Raw genomic sequence first — 23905 nt, forward strand, 5'->3', positions numbered from 1 at the left:
TGTCAGGCTGAGCGGAGTCGAAGCCTTTTACGGAACACGAAATTAGTATCTTTTTTTTGATGTTCATACATGCATCTATTTTAAAAAAAAAGGCTCAACCCTAAAGTTAAACCTTTTCTTCAGTAATTATTTTTTCTTTTTAGCCTTTGCTTTTTTCTTGGATTTAGCTTTTTTTTCTGCTGCTTTTTTAGCTTTTTTTGCCTTTTCTTTTTTTGCTTTTTCTTTTTTCTTTTCGGCTTCTTTTAGTTTTGCTTTCTTAGCTTTTTCTAATTTTTTGATAACAGCTTTAATCGCTTTTTCTCTTTTCTTTTCTTTTTCTTTTTTAGCTTTAAGTTTAGCTTTCAGCTTTGATTTTATATCATTGTTTTTACCAATTTTTTCAATTGTCACAACTGGTTGGTTTGCTTCAAAAGGAACTGGAATATCATTTGTCTGGATTTCAACAATTTCAGAAACAATAGGTTCTGTGCTTTCAGGTGTTATTGCTTCTTTCTTTACGGTTGCTCTAGGTGCTCCTTTTACTGCCGCTCTCACAGGTGTTTTTGCAGCTGGTTTAACTGCTGCGGGTGTTTTTACAGCTGTTGTCTTTGCAGCAGTTCTGGTTGTTCTTCTAACGGTGGATTTTGCTTCTGGCTGTGTTTCTGTAGTTTGTTCTACAATTGTTTCTGCTGGAATATCGGTAGTATTTACAGCAGGGGTTTTAGTTGTTCTCTTTATCATAACTGTATTTTTATTGAGTAAAATAGACGATTACTAAGAGGTAAACAATAGCTGGAGTACAATGTTTGGATATAAATTCTTAGTTAAGCTAAATATACGCAATTTTTGAATACCCAAATGTTAAGTTTTTTGTAGAAAAAGCTAATGCTCAACGGCTTCCAAAATTTTGAAATTACTTTTAGGAGCTTCACAAAGAGAGCAGCAATATGTTTCTGGCAGATTTTCAAACAAAATACCTTTTGGAATTCCCTGAGTTTCATCTCCGTATTCAGAATTGTAAAGCGTTAAACATTCCTGACATTGATAAATATCTAATTGTGGTTTTTCTTTTTTCTGCGGATTTTCTGTTGTTTCTATTGTTGAATTTCCAAGCTCTTCAAAATATTTTCGGCTTAATTCAATTAAAATTGTCGGCAGTTCTAGTTTGTCAATATCCTGAGAATGTACAATATATTCTCGTGTGTTTGGGTCGAAATTTTTAGCAAAAAGAACATTATAAGTATCTCTAATTTTGATGGATTCTAAAGCTGCAGGAAGTTCGTTTTTTTCGATTACAATCGAAGTAAAATAGTGGCCGTCACGATTGTATTCTGCAATTCCAAAATTTAATCCGTATGTGCTGATGTCAAACTGGTCGAGTGTACGCACCAGAAATGTTTTGAGATTCAATGCCCATTCCATTGCAACAGGCAAATGCCAGTTTAATTCTAGTAAAGAATGACGGACGTTGATTCCTCTTTTACCTAAAAATTTTTCCCATTCTAATTTGCGGTCTTTCGGGATTCCTTTAATAATGAATGATTTCCAAGGTGTGATACAGATTTTACCGATCTTGCATTCAAAACACAAATCACACATTTCTTTTAAAAAATCGAGATCGTACAAATTATTACGCCAGTATAATCCCAGCCAATATTGATCAATCCCCATTCTATTCATTCCTTCGTAATATGGAAAAGGATAAAAAGGAACTTTTAAAGGTTTATCAATTGTTCGATTATTAGTATCTAATGCTTCGCTGACCAAAGTAAAAAGTAATTCTATGTCAACAGCAGTTTCGTCTGTTATTTTTTCAATTTCGTAATAGGTTTTGGCCAAATCCCAGCTGTAAATTAAAACAGGATAAACCTCCATTTTTTCCCATTGCGGAAGACGAATATACAAATACCAGTAATCCTCGTGCTCTGAAGCAATAAAGTTTATATGACCCGTGAATAAAGGGACAAGCTGCTGTTTTGGATCTGTTATATTGACTTTTAGTTTGGGCTGTTCTTTAAATTCTTCTAAAATATATAAAAAACGATTTCCGGTTAGCCAGTTTGTATTTCTAAAAATATCTGTCGAAACATAAGAAGAAACAATATTATTCCCGCTTTTTTGATCGGGATAAACAAAGTGATGTTTGCCCAAAGTCGTTTTGTCCAATGATTTAAAACCTTGCGGAAAAATAATATCCTGTCTGGAACCAAAAGAAATGGAATCGAGACCTTCTTCCAGTGCAATATCAATTACTTCTCGTAATTCCCCCGGCGAAATAACGCCTCCTTTTACTATTAATCTTGTTAGTTCCATTTTTTTTTAGTTTCAAGTTTTAGGTTTCGAGTTTTAAGTTTCGAGTTTCAGGTTTCAGGTTTCAGGTTTCAGGTTTCAGGTGCACGTTCCAACAACTTGAAACTTGAAACCTGAAACAAAAAAACTCATCTACACTTAGCAAGAATCTCCTTAACCTCTGTTTTACAGCTGCCACAGCCTAATCCTGCGCCAGTGTTTTTGCATAGATCGGTAAAATCGTTTACGCCGCTTTTAATAGTTTCTTCTATATTTCCAGCACCAACCTGACTGCAGGAACAAACTAGTTTTCCTAAAACAGGTTTTGCATTTGAACTTCCTCTGAGTAATAAATTTCGTTTGTCTGATAATTCTATTTTGCTTTCGATCATCGTTTTGAATTCGGCGAATTCGTTTTTATCGCCCATCAAAATCGCGCCGACCAAAAGATCATCTTTTACAATACATTTTTTATAGTAACGTTTTTTCAAGTCTGAAAAAACAATTTCTTCGTATGAATCGTCGTTTTCGGGGATTTCAATATCACCAATACTGCAAAGATTTATATCTTCCAGTTTTAAAATATTCATTAAAATCGAACCTTTATAATAACTGCTGATATCGCCTGCTAGAAAGTTAGCCAGAATATCGGCCTGTTCTTCGGCAGCAGAAGTGATTCCGAATAACTTATTATTGAATTCAGCTATTTCTCCAATAGCAAAAATATCAGGATTTGATGTTTGTAAATACTGATTGACTTTTACACCGCGTCCGCAGGCAAGACCGCTTTCGCGCGCAATTTCAATATTCGGAATTGTTCCAATCGTGTACACAATTGCATTTGCAGTGATGATTTTACCGCTCTTTAAAGCTATTTCAATCTCATTCGGATTATTAGTTTCGAAAACCGTGCTCACTTCATTATCAAAATAAATCTGAATATCACGAAGCTGTACTTCTTCTGCCAGAAGCTTACTTGAAATTCGATCCAGCTGGCGTTCCATTAAACGTGAAGCCCTTTGAACAATTGTAGTTTTTACTTTTTTATGTTTTAAAGCTGCCGCTAATTCTAAACCTAACAATCCGCCGCCAATAATCACAACATGCTGTTCTTCTGGAGGAAGATTGGTGCTGTCGAGATGTCTTTTTAAACGATCGGCATCTTCTTTACGTCTTACGGTAAATCGTCCTGGAAGATGTAATTGTGCATTTTCAGGTACAAAAGGACGGCTTCCAGTCGCTAAAATTAGGGAATCAAAAGTATGCGTGTCACCGTGACTATCTATTATTGTTTTTAATTTAGTATCTACTTTATCAATAGAAACCCCAGCTTTCATGGTGATTTTTAGTTTGTTAAAAGTTTCGCCGTCTTTTACTTTTAATAATTGTTCCCAGCTGAATTCTCCAGTCATATATTCTGGAAGTAAAACGCGGTTGTAAAACGGATTTACTTCATTCGAAAAAACAATGATTTCATCGGTTGTATTGAATTCACGATAATTTTGAATAAATCGGAAAGAAGCAGCGCCGGCGCCAACAATTGCAATCTTCTGGAAAGGTTTTACATATTTGGTAATGGAAACGGTAGTGAATTTAAAATCAGGTTCTTTTGAAATTGGGTCGACTACTGTATTGGTTAAATTATTGGTTCTATTTAGATCATTTTCTAATTGTTTTCCCCAGTGCATTGGCAGAAAAACAACTTTTTCTTTTATAGAATCTGTCACTTTTGCTTTTACACGAACTTCTCCATTTTTGCTGGTAACAGTAACAATATCACCGTTTTTAATATCGTTTTTAAAAGCGTCAATCGGATTTATTTCTAAAACAGGATTCGGAATATGCGTTAATAACCTCGATACTTTTCCAGTTTTGGTCATCGTATGCCATTGATCGCGAATTCTTCCTGTGGTTAGGATAAATGGAAACTCAGCATTTGGCTGCACGGATGTATTTTCGATTGAAACAGGAAGGTTAAAAATAGCTTTTCCAGACGGCGTGTAGAATTTTTTATCGGTAAATAATCTAGGTGTTCCCGGATGTCCATAATCTGGAACCGGCCATTGAAAAGTACCTTCGGTTTTTAAACGGTTGTAATTTAAGAAAGAAATATCGATGTTAGTTCCTTTCGTAAGTGCACAATGTTCCTTGTAAATTTCTTCGGCGCCATTGAAATTAAATCCGTTGAAATTCATTTTTTTCGCAAAGCGAATTAGAATTTCAATATCTGGAAGCGCTTCTCCCGGCGCATTAATTCCTTTTGGTAAATAAGAAATACGACGTTCAGAATTGGTCATCGTTCCCTCTTTTTCCAGCCATCCCGCTGCAGGCAATAATAAATCGGCAAATTTGGCTGTATCGGCATTATGAGAAATGTCTTGGACCACAACAAATTTGGCATTTTTAAGTGCTTTTTCGGCTCTTCTGGAATCGGGTAAACTCACTAATGGATTGGTGCAAATAATCCAAACTGCTTTCATTTTTCCCGATTCTAATGCTTCAAACATTTCAGTTGCTGTTAATCCAGGTTTATCTGAAATTTCGTCAACACCCCAAAAATCTGCAACTTCTTTTCGATGCGTGGGATTTGCAATATCTTTATGTGCTGCCAAAAGTGTTGCCATTCCGCCCACTTCGCGGCCGCCCATTGCGTTGGGCTGACCCGTTAATGAAAAGGGGCCAGAACCTGGTTTTCCTACCTGTCCCGTTAACAAAGATAAATTCAGCAAAGCCGTATTTTTATCAACCCCAACAGCACTTTGATTTAAACCCATTGCCCAAAGCGAGATAAAACCTTTTGCTTTACCGATAATGTCTGCTGCCAGTTTAATATCGCTTACAGAAATTCCACAGAGTTTAGAAGCTTTTTCTAAAGAGGTATTTAAAACTAAATCCTTATACTGTTTAAAGTTTTCTGCATTATTTTTTACAAAATCATGATCGACATAGCCTTTTTCGATGATTCGTTTGGCAATGGCATGATATAAAATAATATCAGAACCTGGAATAATCTGCAAATGCAAATCGGCGAAAGCAGCAGTATCTGTCCGCCTTGGATCAATTACAATTATTTTTATTTTCGGATTTTTCTCTTTATGTTTTTCAAGTCGTCGAAATAGAATAGGGTGGCACCAAGCTGGATTTGCCCCGGTAATTAAAAAAGTATCAGCCAATTCAATATCGTCATAAGCAATTGGAACAGAATCTTCTCCAAAAGTTTTTTTGTAACCCACAACAGCCGAACTCATGCAAAGTCTGGAATTGGTATCGATATTATTGGTTTTTAAAAATCCTTTTACAAGTTTGTTTACTAAGTAATATTCTTCTGTTAAACATTGTCCAGAAATATAAAAACCAACGCTGTCTGGTCCGTGTTTTTTGATGATAGAAGAAAAAACAGCAGCAGCACGGTCAAGAGCGGTATCCCAACTTACGCGTTCCAGCGGATAAGATTTACTGCCCCGCATTTCGGGATACAGAATTCTATCAGATGTGTCGTTAACTACGTAGTGCAGATTCATTCCTTTAGAACACAGCATTCCTTTATTAACAGGATGGTCCTTGTCTCCTTCAACCATTACACCGTTTTTGGTATCATTAGTTACGATTATGCCGCATCCAACGCCGCAATAGGAACAGGTGGTTTTGATCTTTGTATTTTGCATTACAATTCTGTTTTTGAATACTACTTTATCGAATCTGCTTCACTCTAGATGAATACGTAAACAAAAATAAGTATTATTTACGTATAAATACTTAATTTTTAAATTTATTTTTTTATTTTTGATGCAGTAAAATGACAAAAAACAAATTAGTTTTTAATCTGCTAAAAATGAAAAGTCATGAAAGAAGAGCAAATTATTTGTTATTCCTGTACCAATGAAAATTGTTTCATAAAGAAACACTTGCATTTAGAGCAGATGAAGCAGTATGTTTCGAAAAAACAAAATTTAGTTTGTAAAAAATCCGATCGTTTTATTACGGAAGGTTCACCGTTGCATGGACTTTATTTTATCTGCAAAGGAAAAGTGAAAACAGTAAAGACGGGCATTAACGGCCGTGAGCAAATTGTGCGCCTGACAAAAAATGGAGACATAATTGGCTTTCGAGGATTTGGAACGGGGCAAAAGTATTTAATTGGAGCTTATGCCTTAGAAGATACTGTTTTGTGTAATTTCAGCAACGAAACAATGCTGGAAATTTTAAAACAAGTTCCTGAATTTACATACGCTCTAATGTTATTTTATGCTGATGAATTAAACAAAAGCGAGAACAATATTCGCAAAATTGCCCACATGAATGTCCGCGAACGTGTAATCGATTTACTGCTTTACATACATCGAAAATTTGGACAAATCGATGGTTTAATTGATATCGATCTTTCTCGCAAAGAAATAGCCGATTTTGCAGGAACTACAGAAGAACAGGCAATTCGAGTAATTTCGACTCTTAAAAAAGAAGCGTTGATTAAAACAGTTGGAAAACGAATTGGAATTCTAGAAGTTGCCACACTGCGCTCCGAAATTATGGAGCATAAATATTTTTGATGTGAGGTTCTAAGTTGCTAAGATGCTAAGGTTTTGACTGTAGAGACGCACTGCAGTACGTCTCTACTCGTATTAAATTTATTTTTTCCTGCCGATAAATCGAATTACAGAACCAGTTCCGTTATGGAATAAACCTTCATTAAGTTCAATTTCTTTTTCTTCCAATTCAATGATTTCGTAGTTCGGAAAATCAGCTTTGATTTCTTCAATTGAAAAAAGCGATTCAATATCTTTTGGTCCGCCCACTTTTTCGTTTATGGCAAGATATTCTAAATGTTTTTTGCTGAAAGCTTCAAAAATAATAATACCATCTTCGCGGAGTAATTGATCCAGCTGTTTGTGAATTTCAGATTTAATTGCTGCAGGAAAATGCGCGTAAATCAAAGCAATTGCATCAAATTGTCCTGGCTGAAAGTTTAGTGTTTCCAGTTCACCAACTTGGTAATCAATAGGAACATTATTTGTTTCTGCAAGTTTTATAGCTTTGTTTTTTCCTTCTTCACTAATATCAAAAGCCGAAACTTTCCAGCCTAATTTTGCGGCAAAAACAGCATTTCGTCCTTCGCCTTCGGCAGGAAAAAGAACAGAGCCGAGACTTAATTTTTCCAGTTGTTCTTTTAAATAATTATTAGGCTCTTCGCCGTACGCAAATTCTTCACTGCTGTAGCGGTCGTCCCATCTTTTTGTCCAGTTGTTCATGGTTTATATATTGAATTTAATGATTAAAGGTTTGTGGTCGCTGTACAAAGTCCAATCTTTGTAACTTCCCACTTCAACGCTTTCTAAAACTTCTATAAAATCATTTGAGACAAAGCAATAATCCATATGATAAGGCTTGTTTTCATGTCGGTACATATACAAAGTTGGATGTGCTTCTTTGCCTTGAATTTGATTGAAATATTTGTGATAGGTGCTGAAAATATTTTTATCTGCTAATTTGTTTACCACAGTTGTATGATTTCCTTCTCGTCTTGGTTTGTCCCAAATCGTATTGCTGTTGAAATCGCCAATTAAGATTGTTTTCGTCTCTTTGATTAAATCGTCGTAATAATTAATTGCTTTCCACACTTGAGTTACATAAGCGCCATCTTTATCAGCGGGATTATTTGCCCAAACAGCAAACAAAGTAAAATTAACTTTTCCGCCTGTGACGGCTATGGGCAAAATATTTTTAAAGTCTGGATTATGGCAGTCTAATAATTGAAGTCGGTAGTCACTATAAGAAAAAACACCAATTCCTTTATTCAGATTGGCTCCGTACCAAATAATGTCATTTGGTGTTTGCACTCCGTTTGGGAATTTTAATTTTTCAGGACTTTCGCACTCCGAAATTACAGCAATATCAGGATTGTGAGCGAGAATGAATGCTGCTTTTTTTCTGAATGCCATGTTGCAATTCCATGCGATGAGTTTCATTAGACTATTAAATTATTCTATCTCAAATATAGCGATTAAAGAGTAAAATAAATTCCTCCCAAATTAAAAAAAAATACCCTTTTTCTACTTGGAAAAAGGGTACTGTATAAATTTCAGATTTATAAAATCTCTCTATTTTTAATCTTAACCAACGATTGTTGTTACGCCACTATTTATGTCAATTTCTGCAAAATGATGTTTTCCCATTACGATAAGCAGTTTATCTGAATTATAACCTACATATCTAATTTCAGGTTGTCCTTTTTTTGGTTCTCCGCAAGCAGAAATTACATTGGTCTGCCATTTCAATTTGCTTCTTTTGTAAGCAGATATGGTTTGTAAATCCTTTTCAACATAATAAACTATGTTGTTTTTTTTAATTCCTCTTTTTTGCGTTTTTGCAAAATTTATTTCTGAGTTTTTTGAAATTAAATCATCATTGTATTTTTGGGCAATGCCAGGCTGGGCTACAATGAAAGTTAACATTGATAATTTTAAAAATGGTTTCATTAGGATAGAATTTGGGGTTCATAATCGGCTCAAATATAATTAATTAAACTATATATCAAGTTTCTTTTAGGTGAAAAAAAAATACCCTTTTCCGAAATAGGAAAAGGGTAAAAAATATAATTTAATTTTGTAGAAAAATTATTTTTTCCAGCTAAAAATTCTTGGATTCACAGAAACCATTAACCAAGCCCAATTATTAGTATGGCTGGCATCTCCATTTTTTATAAATTCCATTGTTTTTGAACCAAACATTTGAGAATAACCTCCTGTAACTGTAATGTCTTTTTTAAAATTATAGCCAAAAGTAACATCAACCTCCGTCCCTAAATAAGAGTCTAATTTTTCGTTTAATGGCGTAACTACATCAGCAGCAGCTAAAAATACGTGAGGCATTAAAGCAAACTGCCATTTATTAATATTGTAATTTAATTTGATAAAAGCATCTTGTAAGCCTACATTGTTTAAATGGTTTCCAACATAAAAATAATCCATATAACCATTAAAGCCGTGGTTGGTTCCAAAAATCGGATTGAACGATTTAATAACTGAGCTTCCGTCGTTTGAATCTTTTCCAGATAAGAATTCATATCCTAAACCAGCTTTGAAAGATTCAGTGATTTGATATCCAAAATTTGCCGCCGCATTCCAGGCACTTACTTGTAAGTCTGTACTTTTTCCAGTTTGTCCGTATACCCAAAAATTGCTGTCTATTTTACCAGTTTTATAAGTAAGGTAAGGCCCAAAAGTTTGCTTGTAATCTACTAGTAATTTGGCATCGGCATTGGCATATTCATAACCAGTATTCAATAATAAGAAACTCAAACCTAAATTTTCATTGAATTGATTGTGATACCAGGCATATTGCAAAGTTTTATATGTGGCAACAGTGTAAGGCGTTTGGAAAGTATTTTCGGCAGTAGAATTATAGGCGCCTCCAAAATCAAATTTTTGCTTTTCTGTATGATAACTTACAGTAAGTGCATCATGACTTTGTGCCTGTTGTCCCCAATCTTGTTCTCCAAAAATACGCTGATTATCATAAGAAAGAACTTGGCGTCCCATTCTTGCGCTCCATTTTTCTGTAAAATTATATTGTGCCCAAGCTTCAAAAACGGCAACTCCATTTTTATCAGCAACTGCTGTTGGTGCAACATCGCCCCAGGTTCTGGTGTTTTGAAGAGTTAATTTTACAATTAAATCTTCTTGTTTATAATTGAAATTTAAACGGGAACGTTGTGATATTTGAGATGTTCCTTTTTGTCCCTCAGGGATCAGGGTTTTGTAACCATTACGGTATTCAAAACGCGGTCGAATCTGCAGATTTACATCTAACTCCTGAGCCTGAATTTCGAAACTTAATCCTACGATAAGTATTAAAATTAGTTTAAGTTTTTTCATAAGGTTTTTATGTTTTTATCGAAGGTAAATTTATAAGAAAAAGCTGTTTTTACTATGGACTTAAATCATATTTCTAATTATTTTTTAATCTAGGTTTAAGCTGCTGCTTCTAATATTACTTTGTTTGTTGTAACTTCTTTTTTCTTAGCTAGTTGTGTAATAGTGTAATGCATCCAAACTAAACATACTATAGAAAAAAGTAAAATAAAAATCCATGAACTTGACCATATTCCGGTTGCAGTTAATAGATATCCGAAAATAATCGGGCCTAAAAAGCCTCCTAAACCGCCAATCATTCCCACTATTCCGCCCACAACACCAACTTCAGTAGGGAAATATTCTGGAATATGTTTATAAACTGCCGCTTTGCCAATTCCCCATGAAATTCCGATTAAGATCACTAATCCTAAAAATACCCACATATTGGCATCAAATTTAATAACCGTGATTCCTTTTGCGATTAACTCTTTTTTGGCAACATTTTGATTATGAGCTACTACAACATTCTGCCAGCTCGAAGTGGTTGGGAATATAGCATTTTCATTTACAAGTGAGGCTTTCTGTATAATTGGATATTCTTTGTCACCCACTTTTACGATTTTTTCGTTGATTTCTTTCACAACTCCTTTTTTGGCTGCTAATATTCCTGGTCCTGTAGTAGTGATTTCCATTTTCGGAACCATTAATAATGCGCTTAAGATTACAGAAGAACCTAAAACCCAGTACATCACTTTTCTGGCTCCAAATTTATCAGACAAATAACCTCCAAAGGCTCTAATGACACCAGAAGGAAGACTAAACATGGTAGCAAACAAACCGCCCATGACCAAACTGGTTTGATAAACATTCATAAAGTTTGGTAAAAGCCATTGCGAGTACGCTACAAAACAGCCAAATACTAAAAAGTAATAAGCTCCAAAACGCCAAACTCGAGCCGATTTTAATGGAATGAGCATTTGTGAAACAGTTTTGTTGTTGTTTTCTATTTTTTTATTTTGGGCAAAAATTAGAAATGCGATTCCGATAATAACTAAAGAAATAGCATAAATCACAGGAAGTATTTTCCATCCATTTTGCGGATCACCAATTGAAAAATGATTTAATAATGAAGGTGCAAGAAAAGTTGTAATAGCTGCGCCTGCATTTCCCATTCCGAAGATTCCTAAAGCGCGCCCCTGCCATTCTTTTGGATACCAGATTGATGTATAGCCGATTCCGACTGCAAAACTGGTTCCGACCATTCCGAAAAAGAAACTTAATAATGCAAACATAAAAAAACTGTCGGCGTAGGGAAGGAGAAACAACGGAATTGAACTAAGCAATAGTAAAAGTGAAAAAACATATTTTCCTCCAAATTTATCGGTCAGAATACCAATTGGAAGACGCATTATAGATCCCGTTAAAATTGGAATTCCAAGTAACCATCCAACCTGAACAACGCTCCAGTGGAAAATTCCGTTATCTACTAAAAAGGTTACTAAAACCCCATTTAATGTCCAGCAGGCAAAACACACTGTAAAAGCCAATGTGTTCAAAAATAAAATTTTGTGTGATTGCGATAATGAGTTTGTATTTTTCATAGCACTTATATTTTTTTAGTAAAATTAAGTACTATAACTTAGTTAAAAGATGCTAAAACGCAGTTTTTGAAAAATAATTACGTATTTATACGTATTTTTTTAGATTAAAGAATACTCTGCAGCTTTATTCGAAAGTTCCATCAAGTTTTTAACTTTTAGTTTTTTCATCAAATTAAATCGGTGTACTTCAGCTGTACGTTTACTGATATCAAGAGCTTCGGCGATTTCTTTATTTCCTTTTCCAGATAATAAAAGAGTTAGAATCTCTTTTTCTCTTTTAGTGATCATCATTTCTTCTCCTAAATTTTGCTTAGGTTCTAATGATGTAGATGAATTCGTTAATTGACTTATTAAAATAGAAGAAATATCACCGCTGAAATATTTTCCTCCAGCAGCAACACTATGAAGCGCTTTTAAAAATTCTTCTTTGCTCGAACCTTTTAATAAATAACCATCAGCACCAGCTTTTATAGACTTTAAAACATATTCTTCCGATTCGTGCATCGAAAGCATTATAATTTTGATGTCGTTATTTTCGCTTCTAAGTTTTTCTACTACCTCTATACCAGTTAAGTTTGGCATACGAATATCTACTATAAGTAAGTCTGGTTTGCTTTCTGCAACTACTTCAAGCGCATCGGCACCATCTATTGCTTCGCCTACAACCTCAATGTTTGCTTCGTTTTCTAGTAAAGATTTGATTCCGTCTCTAACAAAAACATGATCATCTGCCAGCACTACACGAATGTTATTACTCATAATTTACTTAATTTGATTTCTGGATATTTACGTATATTCATCTATAAAGAAGACGCTAATATACGTACTTTTTTTTATTTAAAATTTCAATTTTTTGAAATTCCAAATTCCAACATTAAAAAATCATTAGAAAAAAAATGCAATGTCAATGACAATTGCAATATCAATGACAATATCAAATTTCAATTTTTTTAATTGTAAAATTGTCGATTGAGATTGAGGTGTCTTCAACTTCGCTCAGCCTGACAAATGGAAAAAGTTGGACGCTTAGCTAAATTTTCTAATTATCCCATTTTCTAATTGCCACATTATCTCATTTAAGAATTGGAATATTAAAAGTGATTCTCGTTCCTTCGCCAGGAATTGAATTGATGAAAACGCGGCCGTTAACGTATTGTATGCGCTCTTTCATAAATAAAAGTCCCATTCCAGATTCGCTGTTGCGTTTTTTGTCGACTGAATTCATGTCGAAACCTTTTCCGTTATCATCAATAATAATGCTGAGGAGCGTTTCGCTGTGTGAAAGCTGTACAATGATATGAGAAGATTCGGCGTATTTTATGGCGTTGTTGATGGCTTCCTGCGTAAGACGGTAAATATTAATCTCGATTAGAGAATCCAAACGCTGGTCGAAATTGGTTTTGTTGTAAAAAAGGATTTCTTTTCCCGTTAGTTTGGAAAGTTCTTGCGTAAGTTTTGCCAGCGAAGAAACGATTCCGTGATCGCTTAATTCTGGCGGCATTAAGTTGAAAGTTGCCGTACGGACACCTTTTATAATATCAAGTGAAAGTTTCTTTAGATACTCAATTTTTTGTTCCGACTTTTCTCTGTCATCTAAATTAATACTTTCCAGACTGAACTTTAAACCTGTAAGCATCTGGCCAATTCCGTCATGGATTTCTTTCGCGATTCGATTTTGCTCGTTTTCTTGATTTTCAACAATCTTGCTTGAAATAATCTTTTGCTGATTGATTTTTTCGGTGGTGTTTTCAAGGTTTAAACGTTCGACTTCGCGTTGTGCTTTTTTGCGTTCTGTAATGTTGAAGCAGACAATTAGAAGTTCTAATTCGTCTTTTTTAATCATAACGGGAACCATAGACAGATCAAGCCAGATTTCGAAATCTTCTTTGGTGATAATTTTTATTTCACCCTGCCAGCCGCTTCGCTGTTTTTCAAATATCAGGCGGTCAAAATTAGATTGTTCTTTTTCGTCAACGGTTAAAACTTCTGAAAATTTTTTGTTGGATGAAAATTTGGTATAATTGAGCAGTTTGGCAAATTTTTCGCCAATATGTATGATCGAACCATCGGGTGCAATTCGGCAATAGAGAAGGGTATTTTCCATTGCGTAGTTAAGTGATTTTAATTCTTTAACCGAGTTTTCCTTGATTTCGCTAAGTATTTCGGTGTCATATGCCAGTTTTAAAGCTTTCTTTTCGGAAGAAAGAAGTTTAGCAATTAACCGTTCGATTTTCTTATTTGTGGGTTTGAAAATAAAGAAGAACTCTAATAGTAAAACCAAAAGTGTAAAGCCAAAAATCCAATATTCTATTCGGCGTTGTTCGGTTACTTTTTCGTGTGCTTCAAGATCGTATTGCGTTACAATCTGATTCATTTTAGAAAGGAAAATGCCTTCGTTTTCAAGAATAATCTGAACCAGTTTTTGATTTTCTGAAGTTTGTTTTTTCTGTTTTAAATTTGATAGAAATGCATCGGTTGTTTGGGCAATTTTATTAAAAATCGGATTGATTTCTAGATACAATTTATTTAATGTCTCGCTTTTTTCTTTAGGAAAAGCTAAGCTGTCACTGCCGTTTACAAGTGCATTTTGGTTCTTTTTCCACAGTGATAAAACGCTTTTTAAATGTGAAATTTGTTTAGCAGAAGCGGTGTCAGAAACATAATGGAGAATCAGAACTTCTTTTACGATTTTCTGACTCAGCATTCTTTGCTTTCCTGAGAAATTAATGATTTTAGAATCGCTTAACTGCTGGTTCAGATTGTATTGTACTAAAATCTGACTTACAATTATAGTTAAAGCAATAGTAAGAAGTGCAAAAAAATACAGACGGCGTAAATTTTTGAAAGTGATTTTATCTTCTTCCTGACTGCTTTTTTTCATATAATTGAATTACAATCCTAAAGAGGCTTTTATAAGATTTAAATTTTCTTCGGAATAGTTGATTTTTAAGGCTTCCTGATGTCCTTTGTCCGACATTTTATCCCAGGTTTTTTTGATGATGTTTTTTAGTTTTTCCTCATCGTGTTTATGAACGAAAGGTTCTAAATAATACTCAAGGAAAACAAGACAAATAACATCTTCTAATAATTGTGTTTCGTGATCTTTTTTTAGTAATTTTTTCTCAATTAAAAACGAAACGCGATCAACAAAAGTCTGGTCATAACCTGCTTTTTCCAGAATTTCGGCAGTAGTTTTGGCGTGGAATTTTTTTAATTCTTCTCGCCATTTCAAATAACCAACGCGATCCATTGGGTATGATTCTCTTGCGACTTTCCATCGGCAGATGTGCTGTGCTTTTGAAGCAATCTGGATTTCTTCAGATGCATTTGGTTCAAACTGCATCAGTCTTTCGTACATCCTGTTGGAATACAATAATTCTTTTGGATATTCTGTATTTTGATCGATTTCAATGTTTGGATCTTGTGCGTTTTCAGCATCAATCCATTCGCTTGCTTTTTGAAAAGGTGTAGTCATTGTTTGGTTTGATAATAGATTTCAAAGATACGGAATTAGTAAATATGTGAGATGTGAAATGTGAAATGTGAGATGTGAAATGTCAGATGTGAGATGTGAGATGAAGCAAGAGGCAAGAAGCAAGATGATAAAAGTTCTTCAAATCTTACTTCTTGTTTCTTACTTCTTACTTCTTACTTCTTACTTCTTACTTCTTACTTCTTGTTTCTTGCCTCTTAAAAGTCTAATCTACAAATCCAACAAATACTTCATTTTCCACAACCTTAATCGGATACGTTGCAATTTTAAAATCATCTCCGTTTAGGTTAGATCCATCAACAAGTGAAAATGTTTTTTTATGCATTGGGCAGGCAATTTTCGGGATATCATCGGCAGATCCTGTCATTCCTCTTGAAAGTACCATTTCCATTTTGTGCGGGCAGGCATTTTGACAGGCATACCATTCATTTCTGCGTGTAAAATTGAAAATGGCAATCTGTTTGTTTTTGTATTTGATGCATCCGCCTCGGTTGGTTGGAAAATCTTCTACTTTACCTGCTTTGAACCAAATTGTTGCATCGCTCGCATGAACTGTTTCGTATTGATTTAAGATTTCTTCCATGGTAATAAATTTTAGTTCCTGTTTCTTAGCCCTCTTTTTACAATCATGAGAGTTATGATGGCGCAATAAAAAGAGGGTAAGAAGGACAGCAACGTTTATGATATTTTTTTTTTTGGAGCTGATTTTTTAATTAAAAATTGAGAATTAAAAATTAAAAATTTTTGAAACTGTAATTTTTGTTACAGCTATGCTATGCTTGTTAATGTAAGTGAAACGCCTTTATATATGCCTATAAGTTATGTTTCTATGTGTTTAAAAATTATTTATAAAACTAAGACCAAGCTTTTGGTGCTTTTTGATCTCTTAACGGAACAAAAACAGCATTATCATCTTTTTCGTCTGAGTTTATAAAGTGATTGAAACGTTTCAATAATCTTGGTTTTTCCAGGACTTGTTTCCATTCGCATTCGAAAGTGTTTACTAATGTCTGCATTTCAGCTTCAAGTGTTTCGCAGATTCCTAAACTGTCTTCGATAATTACTTGTTTTAAATAGTCTAAACCTCCGTCCAATTTTTCTAACCAAGTTGAAGTTCTCACAAGCGGACCAGCAGTTCTTATGTAATACATTAAGAATCTGTCCATATATTTGATCACGGTTTCTTTGTCGATTTTCTCAGCCAATAAAACAGCGTGTTTTGGGTTGGCACCGCCATTTCCAGCAATGTATAAATTCCATCCGCCTTCAACAGCAATTAATCCAAAATCTTTTCCACGTGCTTCTGCGCATTCGCGAATGCAGGCCGAAACTCCGCCTTTTAGTTTATGCGGAGAACGGATTCCTTTGTATCTGTTTTCGAGTTCTATTGCAAATCCTGCGCTGTCGTCCATTCCGTAACGGCACCAAGCATTTCCAACACAACTTTTTACGGCACGAAGCGATTTTCCGTAGGCATGACCGCTTTCAAAACCGTTATCAATTAAGATTTTCCAGATTTTTGGCAAATCACTTAAATGCGCTCCGAATAAATCCACTCTTTGTGCACCAGTGATTTTGGTGTATAAATCAAATTGTTTGGCAACTTCGCCAATTACGATTAATTTCTCGGCTGTAATTTCTCCTCCCGCAACTCTTGGAACAACAGAATAAGTTCCGTTTCGTTGAATATTCGCTAGGAATCTATCATTTGTATCTTGAGTTGTAACATGTTTGTTCGCAGTATCATTGTATATACTTGAAAAAATTGAAGCCACAACTGGTTTGCAGATCTCGCATCCGTCACCTTTTCCGTGATGATCGATAACGTCATAGAAATTCTCGTATTTATTGATTTTTACCAAATCGAACAATTCTTGGCGTGTATAGCTGAAATGCTCGCATATCACTTCTTTTACTTCTTTTCCAAGTGATTTTTGAGTCGCTTTTACCAAATCTGAAACCATTGGCTTACAACCGCCACAACCAGAAGTTGCTTTGGTTGCTTTAACAACATCTGATAAGGAACTGTAGCTTTCGTCTAAAATTTTACAGCAGATGGCGCCTTTAGTAACATTTTCGCAAGAACAAATTACAGCTGTATCTGGTAAATCCATTACGCTTCCTAAACTTGAACCTTCAAATCCATCTCTTGAGCCAAGAATTAAATCTTCTGGATTTTTAGGCAGAGCCATTTCGTTAACATAGATTTGAAAAAGTGAGTTATAGTCGCTTGCGTCTCCAACTAAAATTCCACCTAATAGTTTTTTAGAATCTTTTGTAACGTTAATTCTTTTGTAGATACCGCTTAATTTGTTTTCATAAACAATAGCCGTAACATCATTATTTTCAATAAAAGGATCACCAAAACTTGCTACTTCAACACCTATTAATTTTAATTGAGTCGACATATCAATAGTTTCTCTCATGGTTTTAGAACCTTTCAAGATTTGCTCAGCGGCAACATCGGCCATTTCGTAACCTGGAGCAACAAGTCCGTAAATGTTTTGATTATAAAGTGCCGCTTCGCCAATCGCATAGATAGAAGGATCTGATGTCTGCATCTGATTGTTTACCACAATTCCGCCTCTTACACCAACTTCCAGCCCAGAAACTCTTGCCAGTTCGTCGCGAGGCTTAATTCCGGCAGATATAACCAACATGTCTACTTTTAACAATTCTTCATTGGCAAACATCATTCCTGTTATACTCTCTTTTCCGTCAATATACTGCGTTGCTTTATTAAGATGGATTCCGATATTTAATTCTTCTATTTTTGATTGAAGCATATCACTTGCGCCTTGATCCAATTGTCTCGGCATCAAACGAGGTGCAAATTCTACAACGTGCGGGTTGAGTCCTAAATCCCTAACAGCTTTTGCTGCTTCAAGCCCTAATAAACCTCCACCTAAGACAGCAGCTTCGGTTGCTCCTTTTTGTTTAATTTTTCTGGCGTATGCCATAATCGCATCTAGATCTTCAATTGTTCTGTATACAAAAACGCCTTCTTTTTCTACTCCTTCAATTGGAGGAACAAAAGCCGAAGAACCAGTTGCCAAAACTAAGTAATCGTACGTATGTGTTTTTCCTAAATGTGTATGTATTGTGTTTTGTTCACGATTAATATCTGTAATTAATTCAGATGTATTTAGAATAATATTGTTTTTTGAATACCATTCAGTTGTAGATAAGGATAAGTCGTCCACTGTTTTGCCTCCAAAGTACTCGCTTAAGTGAACGCGATCATAAGCTCGCCTTGGTTCTTCTCCAAATACTGTGATTTGATACTTTTCTTGTCCTGATTTTGCAACGAATTTTTCGCAAAATTTATAACCAACCATGCCGTTTCCAACTACTATTACTCTAATCATGATTTCTTTAATTAAGTATTACTAGGCAAATATAAGTATTTATACTTATTTAATTACGTAATTTTTTTAAATTTTAAGTAAAGTTGTAGCTTTTTGTACTACGTATTTTGGCGTAATCTCATAAGTAGTGTAGCTTTTGAACGGATTTAAAAAATTTTAAAGCATTAAATTTGAAAAGATTCTAAATAAGGTTTTCAAAAAATTGTCGTAAATTCATAAGAATTTTATACCAGTTTAATATTGGTAATATTTTTAAAATAAAGATCATATGAAAAAAATACTTTCACTTTTGTTATTATCTCTTTTGATAATAAGCTGTAAAACGGCAGCAAATAAGGACTCTAAAACAACCGCATCGACATCAGGAACTTCACAAGACGATTTAAATTTTTATTTTAAGGCTACTGGAAATGAACCTTTTTGGGGAGTTAAAATAGGAAACGATCAAATTGTTTTTACATCATTAATAACGGGTAAGGAGAGTATCACTTTTCCTGCTGTTGATGCGATACGAGCAATGGACGCCAATGTCAAGATGTACAAAAGCAGTAACGAAACAGCATCGATAATTATAACAATCCAGCAATTAGATTGCCAAGATTCAATGTCTGGGGCAATTTCGCCTTACAGCGTAAAAGTTGAAATTAAAAATAATGCTGAGTTAGAGTTTCAAAAGCTAAGCGGATGCGGTAAATATATAACCGATTATCGCCTTCACGATATTTGGGTTTTAGAAGAATTAAACGGCTATAAAGTTTTTGTAGCCGATTTTCAAAAGGAATTCCCGAGAATTGAGATTAATTCGACAGAAAATAGATTTTCTGGTTATGGCGGTTGTAATGCTGTCAGCGGGCAGTTTTTTTATGAAAAAGATGTCCTTAGATTCACAAAAGTTCTTTCGACTCTTATGGCTTGTTCTCAAGGAAATAAAGAAGGAGAATTTACTAAAGCACTTCAAAGCGTTACTACTTATTCTATTGAAAATAATAGATTAACACTTTCGAATCCTTCTGCGAAGCTTTTAGTTTTTAGAAAAGTAGATTAAATATTTATTGTAAATATGTCTTAAAATGGTTTAAAAATAACTTTTAGGGAGATAATAATGGTGTAGCGACAAGATATTTTTGTAAAATAAAACTTATATTGTTTATTTTACATGAAAAAGATTTTAATGTTATTTATTGTAGCATCAATGGCTTTAAGCTGCAAATCGAGTAAAGAAGCAACGGCTGTTGCTGCAACAAATGAAAAATCGGTTGAAAAGAAATTACAACAAACTTGGATTTTAGAGAATTTGAACGGAAAAACAATAAGTGAGAAAGATTTCGCAAGTTTTCCAAAAGTTCAACTGACTCCGTCAAATTTTTCTGGATCAACGGGATGCAATGCTATTAAAGGAAATTTACTTTCTAAAGGAGAAGGAAAAATTCAGTTTTTGGATCTTACTTCAGAAACTAAAAAATGTGATGCAAAAAAAGAAAGCGAATTTCTACAATTGTTAAGAACCACTTCAGGTTATTCTATTGAAAACAATAAGCTTTATCTTTCTAATCAGTTTGGATTGACAATGTCTTTTAAAAAAGGGTAATTAATAGAAAGGCTTCGAAATTAATCGAAGCCTTTTTTTATTTATTCGAATAATTCCTTAGGATCTTCAGTTTCATCTTCCTCAATAAAATCTAATTCTAAAGCTCTAACGGTCTGCACAGCATTTCCCGCAATTCCACGAATCGAACCGTACATTCCTAAAGTGTTATGAACTACTTTTTCGATTTGCTTTTCTCTTTGTTTCCAGATTCTCTGCATCGCTCTTTTTTCAGAATCTAAGTCGTTTTGCATTTGCGTAAATCCTTCTACAATTCCTTCAATCTGTAGTCGGAATTCGTTGCTTGTCAAGAAATCGTATAACATCGACATTTTATCGCCTTTGTTTTCCTGCGCCTGTACAGCCTGGCTAACCTGAATTAAGGATTGACGTAAAACAGCACTCAGACCTTTAAATTCTTCATAGGTACAAATCCAGATTCCGTCGCGCATTCCCATTCTTTCCATTCCAGAAGGCATCACTTCGGTAACTAGTACGCCAATATTGGCTCTTTTAGTTCTAATATCATTTTTAAACTTTTCGATCCACGATGGCTGAAAAGCTTTTGTTCGTTTACTTTCGTAATAAATAGAACCGCAATTTTGTAGTTCACGTGTATTTACAATTTGAAGACAGTCGGCACCATTTGCGCCTTTTTTAACTTCATCGATACTATCAAGCGGAAAATTATTTGCGAGCCATTCTTCAATCGCCAATTCCATTACTTCGCCTTGCAATTGCATAGAACCTTGTTCCTGCTTGCGTTTCATTTCTTCAATAAGTTTCTTCTGGTCGTCAGACTGCTTTTGGTATTCTTTAATTTTTAGTTCGTTTTTTTCTTCTTCCTGTTTACGAATTTTATCACGCTCTAAAACCAAAGTTGCATTCAGCTGTTTTTGCGCTTCGGCTTCAATTGCTTCTTTCATTTCCAGTTTTTCACGCTGTAATTTGGCAATTTCCCCCTGCATTTTATTCAACTCCCTAATTTTATCTGATTTTTCAGAGAGCTCTTTTTCCATTAAAAGCAAACGATCTTTGTTTTCTTCTTCAAGTTTAATTTTAAGCTTTTCAGAGATTTCCTTTTCGGCTATTTTTCTTTCTCGCTCCAAACGCTCAGCAAAGAGTTCGTTTTCTTGTTTTTTCTTGGCTTCAAACTCGGCTTTGGCTTTTTCGAACTGTTCGTTTTTAAGCTCAATTTCACGATTTTGAATACTGGCTTTTTGTTGAAATTCTTTACGGATGCTATCTTCCAACTGATGTTTTAAAACATCATTGACATCGATAGGAGTTCCGCAGTTTGGACACTGAATTGAAGATTGCTCGGCCATTTTATATTGAAATTTTATTGTAGAATTTGAATTTGCTAAGATATTTAAACTTTCTGTTTTTCTTACTGCGATTCGTGTGATAAATTGTAACGAAATTTTTGTCTGCCACGAATTACAACAATTTTCACGAATAGTTTTATATGCTGCAATTTAAATACGTTTTATATTTAGATTTTACGGATTTCCTTTGTTTTAAAATAATTCGTGAAAATTGTTGTAATTCGTGGCAGTTTTTTATTTCTTAGAAAAATTCAATAAAAAAGCAACAGCCGTTTTTGTAATTTCAGAATCATCTTCTTTTGAAGTAATCAGTGAAACATCGGTAAAAAGATTTACTTTTTTTAATTCGATAAATCCTATCTCAGAATCCTGATTGCTTTTAGCAATATTCGAAGGGACGATCGAAATTCCTAATCCATTCTTTACTAATTGTACAATAGAGTTAATGTTGTTTGCTTCATGGATGATTTTCGGAGTAAAGCCATAAAAAGCACAGAGTTCTAACAAAACTTCATGATAATGAGGTGCATAATCTTTGTTGAAAAACACGAAAGTTTCGTCTCGTAAATCCAAAATATCTTTTTCAGATTTTAATTGAATCATGTTTTTATTAAAAACAATAGAAAATCCGTCCTGAAACCATAAGTGTGCTTTTATCTTAGGAGATTGTATTGGTGAACGAATTATTCCCATTTCGATTTTTCCTTGTTCTAATGCTGTAATTTGTTTTGTTGTTGAAACTTCAAAAAGTTTGAAATTGACATACGGAAATTGCGACTTTAAATGCTTGATTAAGTCTGAAATAACAGCCGAATAAATGGAACTGATATACGCGATTCTGAATTCACCCGAAATGTTCTCTGCAATTTTTTTTGTTTTTAATGAAATTCGTTCCAAATCTTGAAAAAGGGTTTTTACTTCTTTTTCAAAATATTTTCCTGCTTCGGTTAATTCTACTTTTTTATTGTTTCGCATGAAAAGCTTTGCCTGAAGTTCTTCTTCCAATTCAGCAATTTGACGGCTCAGCGGTGGCTGTGAAATAAACAGTTTTTCTGATGCTTTAGTAAAGTTTAATTCTTCGGCTACAGCCAAAAAATATTTTAAATGACGTAATTCCATGATACTTTATAAGTATTATTAATTGATAAAAATAGTATTTTTAAAGTATGTATCAATGAGGTAGTTTTGAAAAATAAAATATTTCTCAAGCAGGTTTTGCGGATACAGCGGAGTATTAATTTATTTAAATAATTTAATCATAAAAATCTCGATCAATAATAGCAACAAGAGCTGCTAATCTGCAAAGTCTGCGAGAGAAATCTAAAATAAAAAACATGGAAAAATCAACGATTATAGAGATTAAAGAAAGATTTGACAAGGATGTCGAACGATTTTCAAATTTAGAAACTGGTCAATTGTCCACAATCGATGCTAAGATTTCTTTAGAATTAATTACCGAAGCATCAAAAAGAATTGTTCCAAACGCAACTCATGTTTTGGATATTGGCTGCGGTGCTGGAAACTATACTTTAATGATGTTGTCTAAATTACCAAATTTAAATTGTACGCTGGTCGATTTGAGTTTGCCAATGTTGGATAAAGCATTTGAAAGAGTTTCGGCAGTAACAAATGGAAAAGTCGAAATTCAACAAGGCGATATTCGTGAAGCTGCTTTAGAAGAAAATAGTTTTGATATTATTTTGGCTGGTGCGGTTTTACATCATTTGAGAGATGATCAGGATTGGGAAACTACTTTTACCAAATTGTTTAAATTGTTAAAACCAGGTGGATGTCTTATGATTTCTGATTTGATTACACAGGATACCGATTTGTTGAATGAATATACCTGGCAGATTTATGGCGAATATCTAGAAGGCATTGGCGGAGCAGTATATCGCAAAAATGTATTCGATTATATTGCAAAAGAAGATACGCCAAGATCTATGAATTACCAATTGGATTTAATGAAAAAAGTAGGTTTTTCTAAGGTAGAAATTTTACACAAGAATATGTGTTTTGGCGCTTTTGGGGGAATAAAGTAGTCTTTATAGCCACGAATTCACGAATTTATTTTTAGAATCTATATGTGTAAAGTTTAGATTAATTAATTCGTGAATTAGTGGCGGAAAACCTTTATAAAATTTGAGCTGTTTTGTAAACTTGAATTGGGCTTGCGACTAAGCTTTCGGTTTTTGAAATAAAATCAATTAAATAGGATTGTGCGTTATGTGAATCTAGACCAATTTGATCTCTCCATTCTTCCCAAAGAATAAATACGTTGTCGGAAGTATGTAAATCGTAACGAATACATGCTGCTTCTTTTCTAGTTTCGGTTACTAAATGTGTCAGCATATTTTGAACTTCAATTAAGTTCTCTGGTTTACTTTTTAAAATTGCGGTAATCGAAATCAT

General features: G+C 34.2%; 20 protein-coding genes. 4 read left to right on the plus strand and 16 right to left on the minus strand.

The features are described from left to right. Positions 1 to 126 precede the first annotated feature (126 nt). From EDB96_RS07885 to EDB96_RS07895, 3 genes are all read right to left on the minus strand, one after another. Complete coding sequence (locus EDB96_RS07885; protein ID WP_134140049.1) at positions 127 to 720, minus strand: hypothetical protein; 594 nt, start codon at positions 718 to 720, stop codon at positions 127 to 129. Positions 721 to 861: 141 nt separating this feature from the next. Further along, positions 862 to 2292 carry a rubredoxin domain-containing protein gene (locus EDB96_RS07890; RefSeq protein WP_134140050.1) on the minus strand — a complete coding sequence of 477 codons (1431 nt, stop codon included), beginning with the start codon at positions 2290 to 2292 and terminating at the stop codon, positions 862 to 864. Between the two features lie 125 nt (positions 2293 to 2417). Next, complete coding sequence (locus EDB96_RS07895; protein WP_134140051.1) at positions 2418 to 5933, minus strand: nitrate reductase; 3516 nt, start codon at positions 5931 to 5933, stop codon at positions 2418 to 2420. Positions 5934 to 6110: 177 nt separating this feature from the next. On the opposite strand from EDB96_RS07895, the gene EDB96_RS07900 reads away from it, so the two are divergent. Then, entirely contained in the window at positions 6111 to 6815 is a 705-nt protein-coding gene (locus EDB96_RS07900) for a Crp/Fnr family transcriptional regulator (RefSeq protein ID WP_134140052.1), read from the plus strand. Between the two features lie 78 nt (positions 6816 to 6893). On the opposite strand, the gene EDB96_RS07905 is transcribed toward EDB96_RS07900, so the two are convergent. The 10 genes from EDB96_RS07905 to nirB form a co-directional block, all read right to left on the minus strand. Beyond that, on the minus strand, positions 6894 to 7514 hold the full coding sequence (locus EDB96_RS07905; protein ID WP_134140054.1) for a class I SAM-dependent methyltransferase: 621 nt from the start codon (positions 7512 to 7514) through the stop codon (positions 6894 to 6896). A gap of 3 nt (positions 7515 to 7517) precedes the next feature. Continuing rightward, entirely contained in the window at positions 7518 to 8231 is a 714-nt protein-coding gene (locus EDB96_RS07910) for an endonuclease/exonuclease/phosphatase family protein (RefSeq protein WP_134140055.1), read from the minus strand. 144 nt (positions 8232 to 8375) lie between these two features. Then, entirely contained in the window at positions 8376 to 8741 is a 366-nt protein-coding gene (locus tag EDB96_RS07915) for a hypothetical protein (RefSeq protein WP_057116573.1), read from the minus strand. Between the two features lie 138 nt (positions 8742 to 8879). Continuing rightward, positions 8880 to 10139: an alginate export family protein gene (locus tag EDB96_RS07920; RefSeq protein ID WP_134140056.1), complete on the minus strand. Its 1260-nt coding sequence runs from the start codon at positions 10137 to 10139 to the stop codon at positions 8880 to 8882. A 95-nt stretch (positions 10140 to 10234) separates the two neighbouring features. Then, positions 10235 to 11719 (minus strand): MFS transporter, encoded by a 1485-nt coding sequence (locus EDB96_RS07925; protein WP_134140058.1) that lies wholly within the window; start codon positions 11717 to 11719, stop codon positions 10235 to 10237. Between the two features lie 99 nt (positions 11720 to 11818). Next, a complete protein-coding gene (locus tag EDB96_RS07930) occupies positions 11819 to 12478 on the minus strand; it encodes a response regulator transcription factor (protein WP_057116570.1) in 660 nt (219 codons plus the stop codon). A 313-nt stretch (positions 12479 to 12791) separates the two neighbouring features. Beyond that, a complete protein-coding gene (locus EDB96_RS07935) occupies positions 12792 to 14600 on the minus strand; it encodes an ATP-binding protein (protein WP_134140059.1) in 1809 nt (602 codons plus the stop codon). A 9-nt stretch (positions 14601 to 14609) separates the two neighbouring features. After that, a complete protein-coding gene (locus tag EDB96_RS07940; RefSeq protein WP_134140060.1) occupies positions 14610 to 15194 on the minus strand; it encodes a DUF4202 domain-containing protein in 585 nt (194 codons plus the stop codon). 223 nt (positions 15195 to 15417) lie between these two features. Beyond that, positions 15418 to 15795, minus strand: a complete 378-nt coding sequence (nirD, locus tag EDB96_RS07945) for a nitrite reductase small subunit NirD (RefSeq protein WP_057116567.1) — start codon at positions 15793 to 15795, stop codon at positions 15418 to 15420. A 271-nt stretch (positions 15796 to 16066) separates the two neighbouring features. After that, positions 16067 to 18580, minus strand: a complete 2514-nt coding sequence (gene nirB, locus EDB96_RS07950) for a nitrite reductase large subunit NirB (RefSeq protein WP_134140062.1) — start codon at positions 18578 to 18580, stop codon at positions 16067 to 16069. A 268-nt stretch (positions 18581 to 18848) separates the two neighbouring features. On the opposite strand from nirB, the gene EDB96_RS07955 reads away from it, so the two are divergent. Beyond that, complete coding sequence (locus EDB96_RS07955; RefSeq protein WP_134140063.1) at positions 18849 to 19625, plus strand: META domain-containing protein; 777 nt, start codon at positions 18849 to 18851, stop codon at positions 19623 to 19625. Positions 19626 to 19736: 111 nt separating this feature from the next. After that, a complete protein-coding gene (locus EDB96_RS07960; protein WP_134140065.1) occupies positions 19737 to 20168 on the plus strand; it encodes an META domain-containing protein in 432 nt (143 codons plus the stop codon). Between the two features lie 41 nt (positions 20169 to 20209). Here the strand turns inward: EDB96_RS07960 and EDB96_RS07965 are convergent, their stop codons facing one another. Both EDB96_RS07965 and EDB96_RS07970 read right to left on the minus strand, forming a co-directional pair. Further along, entirely contained in the window at positions 20210 to 21493 is a 1284-nt protein-coding gene (locus EDB96_RS07965) for a DUF2130 domain-containing protein (RefSeq protein ID WP_134140066.1), read from the minus strand. Positions 21494 to 21727: 234 nt separating this feature from the next. Continuing rightward, complete coding sequence (locus EDB96_RS07970) at positions 21728 to 22612, minus strand: LysR family transcriptional regulator (protein WP_134140068.1); 885 nt, start codon at positions 22610 to 22612, stop codon at positions 21728 to 21730. Positions 22613 to 22827: 215 nt separating this feature from the next. On the opposite strand from EDB96_RS07970, the gene EDB96_RS07975 reads away from it, so the two are divergent. Continuing rightward, positions 22828 to 23535, plus strand: a complete 708-nt coding sequence (locus EDB96_RS07975; protein WP_134140070.1) for a class I SAM-dependent methyltransferase — start codon at positions 22828 to 22830, stop codon at positions 23533 to 23535. 91 nt (positions 23536 to 23626) lie between these two features. On the opposite strand, the gene EDB96_RS07980 is transcribed toward EDB96_RS07975, so the two are convergent. Beyond that, positions 23627 to 23905 (minus strand): putative quinol monooxygenase, encoded by a 279-nt coding sequence (locus EDB96_RS07980; protein WP_134140071.1) that lies wholly within the window; start codon positions 23903 to 23905, stop codon positions 23627 to 23629.

It is taken from the genome of Flavobacterium sp. S87F.05.LMB.W.Kidney.N (assembly GCF_004366435.1).
GTDB lineage: Bacteria > Bacteroidota > Bacteroidia > Flavobacteriales > Flavobacteriaceae > Flavobacterium.